This window comes from Yinghuangia seranimata (assembly GCF_029953285.1).
Taxonomy (GTDB): Bacteria; Actinomycetota; Actinomycetes; order Streptomycetales; family Streptomycetaceae; genus Yinghuangia; species Yinghuangia seranimata.
In genome coordinates this window covers 34,244-45,803 of record NZ_JASAOI010000043.1, presented here as the reverse complement: position 1 = coordinate 45,803, position 11,560 = coordinate 34,244, and the positions used below count along the sequence as shown (strand labels likewise).

The 11,560-nt window shown below is 73.1% G+C and carries 11 protein-coding genes and 2 riboswitches; of the genes, 2 read left to right on the top strand and 9 right to left on the bottom strand.

Annotation, left to right across the window (positions count from 1 at the left end):
* Positions 1-161 precede the first annotated feature (161 nt).
* The 3 genes from gcvP to QI554_RS26620 form a co-directional block, all read right to left on the bottom strand.
* Positions 162-3,011 (bottom strand): aminomethyl-transferring glycine dehydrogenase, encoded by a 2,850-nt coding sequence (gene gcvP / locus QI554_RS26630; protein ID WP_425528060.1) that lies wholly within the window; start codon positions 3,009-3,011, stop codon positions 162-164.
* A gap of 114 nt (positions 3,012-3,125) precedes the next feature.
* Positions 3,126-3,236, bottom strand: a riboswitch (glycine riboswitch).
* Between the two features lie 2 nt (positions 3,237-3,238).
* Positions 3,239-3,332: riboswitch (glycine riboswitch) on the bottom strand.
* A 160-nt stretch (positions 3,333-3,492) separates the two neighbouring features.
* Entirely contained in the window at positions 3,493-4,929 is a 1,437-nt protein-coding gene (locus QI554_RS26625) for a DNA polymerase IV (RefSeq protein WP_281473058.1), read from the bottom strand.
* A 30-nt stretch (positions 4,930-4,959) separates the two neighbouring features.
* Entirely contained in the window at positions 4,960-5,646 is a 687-nt protein-coding gene (locus QI554_RS26620; protein WP_281473057.1) for a SanA/YdcF family protein, read from the bottom strand.
* Positions 5,647-5,845: 199 nt separating this feature from the next.
* Here QI554_RS26620 and QI554_RS26615 point away from each other — a divergent pair, with 199 nt between their 5' ends.
* Entirely contained in the window at positions 5,846-5,974 is a 129-nt protein-coding gene (locus QI554_RS26615; RefSeq protein WP_281473056.1) for a hypothetical protein, read from the top strand.
* Positions 5,975-6,012: 38 nt separating this feature from the next.
* Positions 6,013-6,456 carry a hypothetical protein gene (locus QI554_RS26610; protein ID WP_281473055.1) on the top strand — a complete coding sequence of 148 codons (444 nt, stop codon included), beginning with the start codon at positions 6,013-6,015 and terminating at the stop codon, positions 6,454-6,456.
* A 116-nt stretch (positions 6,457-6,572) separates the two neighbouring features.
* On the opposite strand, the gene QI554_RS26605 is transcribed toward QI554_RS26610, so the two are convergent.
* From QI554_RS26605 to QI554_RS26580, 6 genes are all read right to left on the bottom strand, one after another.
* The gene (locus QI554_RS26605) at positions 6,573-7,184 is read right to left on the bottom strand and encodes a MerR family transcriptional regulator (protein WP_425528059.1); all 612 of its coding nucleotides are present in this window, start codon (positions 7,182-7,184) and stop codon (positions 6,573-6,575) included.
* Positions 7,185-7,607: 423 nt separating this feature from the next.
* Positions 7,608-8,081, bottom strand: a complete 474-nt coding sequence (locus QI554_RS26600; RefSeq protein WP_281473054.1) for a bifunctional nuclease domain-containing protein — start codon at positions 8,079-8,081, stop codon at positions 7,608-7,610.
* Between the two features lie 181 nt (positions 8,082-8,262).
* Complete coding sequence (ftsR, locus tag QI554_RS26595; RefSeq protein ID WP_281473061.1) at positions 8,263-8,949, bottom strand: transcriptional regulator FtsR; 687 nt, start codon at positions 8,947-8,949, stop codon at positions 8,263-8,265.
* A gap of 56 nt (positions 8,950-9,005) precedes the next feature.
* Positions 9,006-9,746 (bottom strand): double zinc ribbon and FHA domain-containing protein, encoded by a 741-nt coding sequence (locus tag QI554_RS26590; protein WP_343230821.1) that lies wholly within the window; start codon positions 9,744-9,746, stop codon positions 9,006-9,008.
* 110 nt (positions 9,747-9,856) lie between these two features.
* Positions 9,857-10,243 carry a glycine cleavage system protein GcvH gene (gcvH, locus tag QI554_RS26585; RefSeq protein ID WP_281473053.1) on the bottom strand — a complete coding sequence of 129 codons (387 nt, stop codon included), beginning with the start codon at positions 10,241-10,243 and terminating at the stop codon, positions 9,857-9,859.
* A gap of 119 nt (positions 10,244-10,362) precedes the next feature.
* Positions 10,363-11,127, bottom strand: coding sequence for a DUF881 domain-containing protein (locus QI554_RS26580; protein ID WP_343230820.1), 765 nt, complete (start codon positions 11,125-11,127; stop codon positions 10,363-10,365).
* Positions 11,128-11,560: the final 433 nt, after the last annotated feature.

The window sequence follows — 11,560 nt, the reverse complement described above, 5'->3', positions numbered from 1 at the left end:
CGCCGCGGCGCCCCCCGGGCCGGGGGAGCGCGGACGGGGGGCCCCCCTGATGGGGGGGCCGCCCTCCCGTGTGTTCAGGCTCGGCCGCGTGCTTGTGGCGCGCGGTGCGGCCGTGGGCCGGCCGGGTGTGAGTGTGCTGTGGCCGGCCCAGGACCGTGGGGTCAGCTCTCGAAGGCCTCCGGGGAGGGGCAGGAGCAGACCAGGTTGCGGTCGCCGTACGCGCCGTCGATGCGGCGGACCGGCGGCCAGTACTTCCCGGCGGCCTTGACGCCGCCGGGGAAGGCGCCCTCTTCGCGGCTGTAGGCGTGCGCCCAGTCGTTGCCGGCGACCATCGCGGCGGTGTGCGGGGCGTTGCACAGCGGGTTGTCGTCGGCGGGCAGTTCGCCGGCGCCGACGCGGTCGACCTCGCCCTTGATGGCGATCATCGCGTCGCAGAACCGGTCGATCTCGACCAGGTTCTCGCTCTCGGTCGGCTCGATCATGAGGGTGCCCGGCACCGGGAACGACATGGTCGGGGCGTGGAATCCGTAGTCGATGAGGCGCTTGGCCACGTCGTCCACGGTCACGCCGGTCGCCTTGGTGATGCCGCGCAGGTCGACGATGCACTCGTGCGCGACCAGCCCGCCGGGACCCGTGTAGAGCACCGGGAAGTGCGGCGCGAGGCGACGCGCGATGTAGTTCGCGCTGAGCACCGCGACCTGGGTGGCGCGCTTGAGGCCGTCCGGACCCATCAGGCGGATGTACGTCCACGAGATCGGCAGGATCGCCGCCGAGCCCCACGGCGCGGCCGAGATCGGTCCGACGCCGGTGGCGGGCCCCGCGGTCGGCTGCAGCGGGTGGTTCGGCAGGTACGGGGCGAGGTGCTCGCGCACCGCGACCGGGCCGACGCCGGGGCCGCCGCCGCCGTGCGGGATGCAGAACGTCTTGTGCAGGTTCAGGTGCGAGACGTCCGCGCCGAACTTGCCCGGCTGGGCGAGCCCGACCAGCGCGTTGAGGTTCGCGCCGTCGACGTAGACCTGGCCGCCGGCGTCGTGCACGAGCGCGCACACGTCGCCGATGTGCTCCTCGAACACGCCGTGCGTGGACGGGTAGGTGACCATGAGCACGGCGAGGCTGTCGCGGTGCTTCTCGATCTTGGCCTTGAGGTCGTCGAGGTCGACGTCGCCGTTCTCGCCGGTGCCGACGACGACCACGCGCATGCCGGCCATCACGGCGCTGGCCGCGTTGGTGCCGTGCGCGGAGGACGGGATCAGGCAGACGTCGCGCGCCGTGTCGCCGTTCGCCCGGTGGTAGGCGCGCACCGCGAGCAGGCCCGCGAGCTCGCCCTGCGACCCGGCGTTGGGCTGGATCGACACCTTGTCGTAGCCGGTGACGGCGACGAGCGCGTCCTCCAGGCCGTGGATCAGCTCGAGGTACCCGGCGGCCTGGTCGGCGGGCGCGAACGGGTGCATGTTCGCGAACTCCGGCCAGGTGACCGGCTCCATCTCCGACGTCGCGTTGAGCTTCATCGTGCACGAGCCGAGCGGGATCATGCCGCGGTCGAGCGCGTAGTCCTTGTCCGCGAGGCGGCGCAGGTAGCGCAGCATGTCGGTCTCGGAGCGGTGCTCGTGGAAGACCGGGTGGGTGAGGAACTCGCCGGTGCGCTCGAGCCCGTCGGGCAGCGCGTCGGCGGTCGCGGCGTCGAGCACCTCGACGTCGGCCTCGGCGACCCCGAACGCCCGCCACACGGCGGCCAGGTCGGCGCGCGTGGTGGTCTCGTCGCAGCTGATGGTGACGTGGTCGGCGTCGGGCTGGAAGACGTTGACGCCCTCGCCGCGCGCCGACTCGCGGACCGCGGCGGCCCGGCCCGGCACGCGCACGTGGACGGTGTCGAAGAAGTGCTCGTGCACGATCTCGACGCCGCCGGCGCGCAGGCCGGCCGCGAGGATCGCGGCGTAGCGGTGGGTGCGGCGCGCGATCTCGGTCAGGCCCTCGGGGCCGTGGTAGACCGCGTACATGCCGGCCATGACGGCGAGCAGGACCTGCGCCGTACAGATGTTGCTCGTCGCCTTCTCGCGGCGGATGTGCTGCTCGCGGGTCTGGAGCGCGAGGCGGTACGCCTGGTCGCCGTCCGCGTCGACGGAGACGCCGACGAGGCGGCCGGGCAGCGAGCGGGCGAGCTTGTCGCGGACCGCCAGGTATCCGGCGTGCGGACCGCCGAAGCCCATCGGGACGCCGAAGCGCTGCGTGGTGCCGACGGCGATGTCGGCGCCCATCGCGCCCGGGCTGGTCAGCAGCGTGAGCGCGAGCAGGTCGGCGGCGACGGCGACGAACGCGCCGCGGCCGTGCGCGTCCTCGACCAGCGCGGTCAGGTCGCGGACCCGGCCGTCGGCGCCCGGGTACTGGAGCAGCGCGCCGAAGAACTCGCCCTCGGGCAGCCCGGCGGAGGTGTCGACGACCCGGACCTCGATGTCGAGCGCCTCCGCGCGGGTGCGCACGACCTCGATCGTCTGCGGCAGGACGGTGGCGTCGACGAGGAAGACGTTGCTCTTGGCGCGGCCGGAGCGGCGCGCGAGGGTCATCGCCTCGGCGGCCGCGGTGCCCTCGTCGAGCAGCGAGGCGCCGGCGACGTCGAGGCCGGTCAGGTCGCAGACCATCGTCTGGAAGTTGAGCAGCGCCTCCAGGCGGCCCTGCGAGATCTCCGGCTGGTACGGCGTGTACGCGGTGTACCAGGCCGGGTTCTCCAGCACGTTGCGGAGGATGACCGGCGGCGTGTGGGTGCCGTAGTAGCCGAGGCCGATCATGGAGCGCAGCACGGTGTTGCGGGCGGCGAGCGCGCGCAGCTGGTCGTGGACGGCGGCCTCGCTGACCGCCTCGGGCAGCGCGAGCCGGTCGAGCGTGCGGATGGCGCCCGGCACGGCGGCGTCGGTCAGCTCGTCGAGCGACCCGAAGCCGATGTGGGCGAGCATCTTGGCCTGCTCGTCGGTGTCCGGGCCGATGTGCCGACCGGTGAACGGCGCGGCCGATTCCAGGCCGGCAAGGCTGCCGGGCCCGGAAACCCGGGGAGTGAACGACGAACTCACGTGGAGGCCTCCAGGATCGCTCCGGCGAGACCACGCAGGGACGCGTGGCCTCGGTAGGCCTCCCCCTCTGTCATCGGTACCTGAGAGCTTCACCCCGTGGCCGGTAGCGCCGGCCGGAGGCTTTCACCGTCGGTGAGCCCCGCCGACAACGCGCCGGGACTGCTTTCCAGAGTGCCCATGGTCGCGCGGTACGGGTGCCTGAGAGATTCCGGGGAGGGGTTGCTCCTTCGGCGCCCGGCTCGGGGACCGGGACTCTCCCGCACGACTGTTGGTGCAGCCTCAACGCTACCAGTGCGGGAGCGGTCGCTGGGAAGCATGATCCCCGTCGTGTTCTGTCGTATTCGATCTCACACGCGTCCCGGGGGTCTCGTGGGTCCCGTGCGCTTCGTTTCGCGGGTCGTTCGCCCACTTCGTCGGTCGACTCGGTCGGCTACGTCGTGGCCTCGGTGTTGCCCGGCGGGACCAGGGGCAGCGGTGGCGTGGCCTTGAGGTCCGGGGTGTCCTCCGGGAAGGTGCGGATCCTGCCCGGGGGTGATCCCGGGGTCTCGAACCTGACCGTCACCCGGCCCACGCCGCTGCCCTGGACCCAGCCCGGGCCGAACTCCGTGTGCTCGACGTCCTGGCCCGGGAGCCAGCGGGCGTTGCCGAACCGGCCGGGGTGGAAGACCGGGACGCTGCCGTAGGCGGCGGCCTCCGGGTCGGCGGCGTCGGCGTCGCCCGAGTCGGGTCGCTCCGTCGGCGCGTCCGCTGCCTCGCCGGTCTGGTCGCCCGCCTCGTCCGCCGGCGCCTCGTCCGCCGTCCCGAACAGGTCCTGCTGCGCGAAGTCCGCCAGCGACGCCACGCCCACGCCGAGCAGCCGCAGGCCTCCCGTGAAGTCGACCTGGGCCACGAGCCGGTGGACGGTCTCGCGCACGACCGCCAGGTCGTCGGTGGGGGCGCGCAGGGTCTCGGAGCGGGTCAGCGTGCTGAAGTCGTACCGCCGCATCTTCACCACCACGGTGCGGCCGGAGCGGCCCGCGCCGCGCAGGCGTTCGACGCAGCGGGCGGCGAGGCGGTCGAGTTCGGCGGTGATCCGGACGCGGTCGACGAGGTCCACCTCGAAGGTGTCCTCGACGGAGACCGACTTGGCGTCGCGTTCGGCGACGACGGGCCGGTCGTCGAGGCCCAGCGCGTGGGCGTGCAGGCCGCGCCCGTGGGCCTGGCCGAACATGCGTACCAGCTCGTCGGGGTCGGCGGCGGCGATGCCGGCGACCGTCGTGATGCCGACCTTGCGCAACGTCTCGGCCGTCGCCGGCCCGACTCCCCACAGGGCGCGTACGGGGAGCGGGTCCAACAGCGCGCGTTCGCCGCCCGGCGGCACCACCACGAGGCCGTCCGGCTTGGCGGCCTCCGAGGCGATCTTGGCGATGAGCTTGGACGGCGCCAGCCCCACCGACGCGGTGAGCCCGGTGCGGGCGTGGATCTCGGCGCGCAGCTCCACCGCGAGCTCCGTGGCCCGCTCGGTGTCGAGCCCCTCGCCGTAGGGTCCGGCCTCGAGGTCGACGAACGCCTCGTCGAGGCTGAGCGGTTCGACCAGCGGCGACAGCTCTGACAGCAGCCCCATGACCTGGTCGCTGACCTCGCGGTAGGCGCTGAACCGCGGGATCAGGAACGCCGCGTTGGGGCACCGCCTGCGGGCCTCGCCGGTCGGCATCGCGGACCGCACGCCGAACTTCCGGGCCTCGTACGACGCGGTGGCCACGACACCGCGGCCGCCGACCCCGCCGACGATGACCGGCTTGCCTTTGAGACTGGGCTTGGCGGCCTGCTCAACGGACGCGTAGAAGGCGTCCATGTCGAGGTGGAGGATGGCCGACGTCTTTCGCATTTCCTCCGATGATGGCGCATCGGGGTGACATCAGCCCGCAGCCGCGAGGCCCCGTTCGACGCCGGGTTCCTTCGGGCCGAGGAATTTCGGGTCCGGCGTCAGCACCGCCTCGCCGAGCGCCTTGTAGGCGGCCAGGATCTCCCGCGCGCCGCCGAACAACGTGACACCGACCGTGTCTCCGGACAACGAGTCGTCGCCCACGCCGTAAGCGTCGAGCCCGGCCGCGTCGCACAGCGCCAACGCGCGCCGCAGGTGGAACGTCTGGCTGACGATGATCGCCCGGTCGACACCGAACACCTTCTTGGCCCGGACGCAGGAGTCCCACGTGGAGAATCCCGCATAGTCGGACACCACCTGCGCTTCCGGCACCCCGCGCGCGACAAGGTAGCGGCGCATCACGTCCGGCTCGTTGTAGCCCTCACGGCCGTTGTCGCCTGACACCAGCAGCACCTTCACCTTGCCTGCCCGGTACAGCGCCAGCGACACGTCCAGCCGCCGCGCGAGCAGCCGCGACGGATGGTCCCCGTCGATGCCCGCGCCGAGCACCAGCGCCACGGGCGCGGCAGGCACGTCGTCCACGCCCCGCATCCGCCCGCTCCCGACCAGGTACACCCACGTCACCGGAGTCAGCCCCAGCACGGTCAGCACCGCGGTCAGCTGGAACACCACCCGCTGCCCCCGCCGCGTCCGCACGAACCGCCCCACCCGAGACCCCATGTGGGCAGTGACGACCCAACCACCCCGACCGGTTCCCGCGCTCACAGATCCCACACCCTTGCCTTTCCCCGGCCCGGGCGCTGCAATGGCCGCGCCGCCGCCGGCTCGAGGGGGCTCCCGGCGGGCGGCGGCGGAGTCGACGCGGTGGTCTCCACCGACGCGACGGCCCCGCCGGGCCCGGCCCGTTCGGCTGACGGAGGTGACCGCGACGCGCAGACCGCTCAAGGGCGTGGACGCCGTGCCGTGGCCCGGCCTCGCCACCGCGCGCGGCACCGCCGCCGACGTGCCGGTCCTGCTCCGGCGCTCCAACGACCGCGCGAGCACTTGACGGAGGAGGCGACCCCAACGCGAAAACCGCACAAGGGCATGGACGCCCTCCCATGGCCCGACCTCCCCACCACCCACGGCACCGCCGCCGACGTCCCTGCCCAGCTCCGCCGCCTGGCCCGCGCGCCGACCTCACGCGAGGCCTCCGGAGCCCTGCGCGAACTGTCCGCCCTGCTGATCGAGCCGGGCGTCTCCCCCGCGACCGCCGCAGCCGTGCCGTTCCTCGTGGCGCTTGCCGCCGACGAACGTGTGACCTGCCGCCGCGAGCTGCTCGACCTGGTGTTGTGTGCGCTGTGGGCGGGTGCCGGGACCGTGCCCGACCCTCGGCGGGCCGTGCACGCCGCCGTCCTCGGCACGCGGGCGGTCGTGGACCGGCTCACGGCGGATCCCCTGCCCGCCGTCGCGGCCGCGGCGCGGCATCTGGGCACGGCGATCGACACGCATGCATGCGCCTTATGCCCGCCCACGCCACGTGGCCGTTGAGCGTCACCCGGACCCGTCCGACGCCGCCACGGACCTGCGCCCCGGGCCGGGCCTGCGCGTGCGGCAGTCCCGGCCTACCCGCGGGCCGGTCCTGGATGTTCCGACGATTCCGCCGGTCAGCCGGCGCGTTCGCGGCGGCGGCGGGCCAGTTCGTCGTCGGGGTTGTGGCGGTAGAGGACCTCGCCGGTGTCGGGGCGTTCGCCCTGGAGGCAGCCGAGGGAGGCCTCGACCTCGCGCCAGACGGCGCCTACGGCGATGCCGAAGACGCCCTGGCCGCCCTGGACCAGGTCGACGACCTCGTCGTACGAGGTGCACTCGTAGACGCTCGCGCCGTCGCTCATGAGGGTCATTCCGGCCAGGTCGGCGACGCCGCGGCCGCGGAGGTGCTGGACGGCGACGCGGATGTTCTGCAGGCCTACGCCGGTGTCGAGCAGCCGCTTGACGATCTTCAGGACGAGGATGTCGCGGAAGCTGTAGAGCCGCTGCGTGCCCGACCCGTGCGCGGGCCGGATGCTGGGCTCGACCAGCGCCGTGCGCGCCCAGTAGTCGAGCTGGCGGTACGTGATGCCGGCCGCCGCGCACGCCGTGGGGCCGCGGTAGCCGATCTCGTCGGCGCCCGGTGTCGTCGTCGCCGCCTCGTCGCGGGGCACCCCCTGCGGGGACGCGGACGGCAGTGGGCGGGCCGCGCGGGCACGGCCCTGGGCCGTGATGTCGCCGGTGCTGCTCACGCCGACCTCCGTTTCGTCTCTCCGCACCTGCCTGCGGCGAGAGGAATGCCGTGAGTTCCGGGCCGCAAGCGGCGGAGTGCAACGCGCACGGATCACCCCCGGAACTGTCGATTTCGACGGTAGGCAGTCACCCACAGCGCGTCAACGACCGGCACGTTCGGCACGCCGAGTGACGCATCTCTCAACTGCGGTTTGAAGTCGCGACAACCCGGGTACGCATGCCGACCGCCCTGCTGTCGGTTCCTGTCGCGCCGTGATCGAATCGGCCCGTTCGAGTGGCGCCGTCTCGGCCACTCAGACGAACCGCCCGACCCGGCCGAACGGGTGAGCGACACGCCGGACCGGCCGTCCCTCCCGGCTCCGCGGCCGGGCGGCACGGCGGACGACGCGTCGGACGACTTCCGGAGCGCTACCGGGTGCCACTTACTGGCTGGTGGTGCCGAAGTCCTCGGGCGAGATCTGGTCCAGGAACTCCCGGAACTTCTCGACCTCGTCCTCCTGCTCGTCGGGAATGACGATGCCGGCCTCGTCGAGCACCGCCTCCGCGCCGAAGATCGGCGTCCCCGTGCGCAGCGCCAGCGCGATCGCGTCGGACGGACGCGCGCTGACCTCGGTGCCGTTGGCGAACACCAGCTCGGCGTAGAACACGCCTTCGCGCAGGTCGGTGATGCGGATGCGGGTGAGCTCCTGGCCGAGCGCCTCGAGCACGTCGCGGAACAGGTCGTGGGTCAGCGGGCGGGCGGGCACGACGCCCTGCTGGGCGAAGGCGATCGCCGTCGCCTCCACCGGTCCGATCCAAATGGGGAGGTACCGGTCGCCTCCTGTTTCCTTCAGGAGCACGATCGGCTGGTTGGAAGGCATCTCCACCCGGACGCCCACGACCTCAAGCTCGTTCACATCGCCACACTAGCGCGCCCGAGTGAGGAGCACAGATCCCCCCGGGCCCATTCGCGCCGTGATTCGTCGCATTTTCTTCGTCCCGGATAAACCGGCGCGCGCCGGATTTCGGGCGGGACACCGGTAAGACGTCCGGAAGGCGACCGCGGGACGGCCGGAAACCGCCGCCGCGCGGCCCGGCTCAGCGGCCGAGGAGCGGCCTCAGGGCCGCCCCCACCAGCACCGTGTGCAGCCGCGACGTCAGCGACAACAGGTCGCGGACGGTCTCCTCGGCTCCCGATTTGGCGCCTGCGCCGCGCCGGTGCAGCAGCGGCGCGACGATCTGCTCGACCAGCGCGGCCTCGCGGTCCGCGGCCGCCTTGACCTGCCGCAGGTGGCGCGGTTCGAGGCCGTACTCGCCGAGCGCGGTGACCAGGCGGGCCACGACCAGTGCGTCCCCGCCGTAGCCGGGGGCGCCGTCGGGGCCGGCCTCCGGCTCGATCAGGCCGAACTCCTCCAGCCGGGCGAGCGCCGCCTCGTCTATTCCGGCCGCCGCCAGCAGTTCGGCGCGGTCGAACACGACGGGGGCCGGCTCGCGCGGCTCGCCGTCAGGCCCGGCGCCGTCGGGCCCGCCCGGCGCCGGGAACCCGGCGCCGTCGCCGTCCGGCTCCAGGCCGCGGTCGATCGCGTCGAGCTGGTCCTTGATGACCTTCAGCGGCAGGTACTGGTCGCGCTGCGCGCGCAGCACGAACCGCAGCCGGTCGATGTCGGACGGGCCGAACTTGCGGTAGCCCGACGGCGTCCGCTGCGGTTCGACCAGCCCCTCCGCCTCGAGGAAACGGATCTTGGAGATGCTCACGTCCGGGAACTCGGCACGGAGCATCGCCATGACGTCGCCGATGCCGACCAGCGCGCGCCCGCCGCCGGTGCGCGGCGGGGCCGAGGTCACGCGTACTCCCCGCTGCCGATCTGCGCGTGGCGGCTCGGGAAGAACACCAGCCGGTACTTGCCGATCTGCACCTCGTCGCCGGCCGTGAGCGGCACCTCGTCGATGCGCTGGCGGCCGACGTACGTGCCGTTCAGGCTGCCGACGTCGGCGACCGTGAACCCGCCCGGGCCGCGCCGGAATTCGGCGTGCCGCCGGGAGACCGTGACGTCGTCCAGGAAGATGTCGCTCTCCGGGTGGCGGCCCGCGGTCGTCCGGTCCGAGTCCAGCAGGAACCGGCTGCCCGAGTTCGGGCCGCGGCGCACCACCAGCAGCGCGGTGCCCGGCGGCAGCGCCTCGACGGCGGCCTGCGCCTCGGGGCTCAGCACCTCGCGCGGCGCCGGCTCGGCGTCCAGCGCCTCGATGCCGGTGATCGAGATCGTCGACGTCTGCTCGGACGGACGTTCGACGTCCGGGCGCAGCGGGTGGCCGCAGTTCGAGCAGAACCGGGCACCCGCCGGATTGACGTTGCCGCAGTTGGCACACGTGACACCGTCGCCGGCGCCCGGCGCGGCGCCGAACTGGATCGCCGGGAAACCGACCGTGTTCTCGACGTCGCCGAGCGCGGGCGGGCCCGACGGAACCTGACCGGGGCCGGGCGGAACCTGTCCGGGGCCGGGGTACGGCACGCCGGCGGGCGCCTGCGGCGTCTCCTCCTCGGCGCGGCGTGAACGTCCGAACAGCCTCGCGAACAACTTCACGCGAGAACCTCCCCGAGAAAGCCTGGCCCGCCCGTCGTGGGGCAGGTACAAGTCGTCGTAGTAACGGTGTTGTGCCGATGCAGTGTGCGCGGGATTCCTCGCATCGGCGGTCAGGAATCCAGGCTCTTGACGTACGCCGCGGCGTCCCACAGCGCGCCCGCGGCGGACGGATCCGCCGGGCGCACCTCGAACATCCAACCATCCCCGTACGGATCGGAGTTGACCAGCTCCGGCGACGTCTCCAGCGCGTCGTTGACGGCCACCACGACACCGGTCACCGGTGCGTAGACGTCGCTGACGCTCTTGGTCGACTCCAACTCGCCGCACGGCTCGCCGCCGGTGACCTCGGCGCCGACCTGAGGCAGCGTCACGAACACGATGTCACCGAGCGAGTCCTGCGCGAACTCGGTGATGCCGATCCGCACGGTCCCGTCCTCGACCGCGAGCGAACGCACCCACTCGTGCTCCGCCGTGTATGTGAGGTCCTCGGGATACATGCCGGATCCGCCCTGCCTTCCTTGCCGCTCGAAGCCACCGTGCCGCGCGGTCCGGTGCGGCGATTCTCCGCCACGGCCGGTCCGTGCGCTGATTCTGTCAGGTCCCGATCACCCGGGGCTCAGCCATTGCCCGCGCCGGGTGCCGAGCGAGCGTAGTCAGGCGCCGTCGGCGCCCGCAAGGCGTCGACCAGCACCTGCTGCGAGGGGACGACGACGGCCTGCGCCTGCTTCTTCTCCAGCGTGCGGATCACGCCGCCCGGGATGTTCAACGCGGGCTGCAGATCCTGCGGGTTGCCGATGACCTTGAAGACGTACGGCGCGGTGACGCGCTGGCCGTCGATCGTGATCTGGCCCTGGACGGGCTCGTCGAACCACGTCGACGCGACGACCCGGACCTGGTTGATCTGGATCGCCTCCGCGCCGGCCGCGCGCAGTTCCTGCAACGTGTCGAGCAGCATGTCCGGACGGACGTTGCCCTGCGGGTCGTTGATCGTCAACGTGATGCCGGGTCCCGTCGCCTTCACCGTGCCGGCCAGGATGCCCAGCACCTGCGCGCGCTGGTCCGTCTGCTGACGGGCCTCCTCCGCACGGTTGTTGCTGCTCTCCAGCTGGTCGCGGCTGACCTCGAGCCGGTGCTTTTCGGCTTCGAGCCGCTGCGTTCGCTGCTCCAACTCGTCCAGCACCCGGACGAGGTCGGACTCGCGGGCACCTCGCAGGGGGTCCGACTCGGTGTTCGTCCGCACCTGGATGGCAAGGCCCGCACCGAGCGCGAAGAGCAGCACCCCGACGACGAGCTGGGCCCGACTGACGCGCGGGGGCCACAACGCGATCCCGAGCCTCCGACGACCGCTCGGCTCCGGCGTGTTCGGATCCTCGGCCGGCACACCGCCGTCACCGTCGCCCGGCCCACCTGGCTCCGACGGGCCGCCGGCGTCGACGGGAGGCGCCTCCTCGGACACGGGATCGGACGCGGGATCGGAGGCGGGAACGCCCCCGGAGCGATCCTTGTCACGTTCCGCCGCCCCGGGCGTGTCGCCACCCTCGGACGCCGAGGAAGGCCCGCCACCGGTCTCCGAGGAGGCGCTGACGGTGGCATCGGCGGCGAGACCCGACGCGCCACGGGCAGCCTGGGCCCCAGGCGCATGCCGCCGACGCTGCGGCGCACCGCCCTCCGACGAGCCGGACTCCCCCGACCCGCTGTCCGCGGCACGGCGCCCGAACAACCGACGCCCGGACCGCCGCCCGGAACCCTCCTCCGACGCCCCACCGTCGGCAGCACCATCCGGCGCCTCCGACGAGGCCCCGGCATTGCTCTCC

Coding starts and splice junctions, on each gene's coding strand:
- ftsR (WP_281473061.1), bottom strand. CDS start 8,949: ATGGCGATGCTCCGTGCCGAGTTCCCGGACGTGAGCATCTCCAAGATC.
- QI554_RS26625 (WP_281473058.1), bottom strand. CDS start 4,929: ATGCGAAAGACGTCGGCCATCCTCCACCTCGACATGGACGCCTTCTAC.
- QI554_RS26610 (WP_281473055.1), top strand. CDS start 6,013: ATGGACGCCCTCCCATGGCCCGACCTCCCCACCACCCACGGCACCGCC.
- QI554_RS26620 (WP_281473057.1), bottom strand. CDS start 5,646: ATGGGGTCTCGGGTGGGGCGGTTCGTGCGGACGCGGCGGGGGCAGCGG.
- gcvH (WP_281473053.1), bottom strand. CDS start 10,243: ATGTATCCCGAGGACCTCACATACACGGCGGAGCACGAGTGGGTGCGT.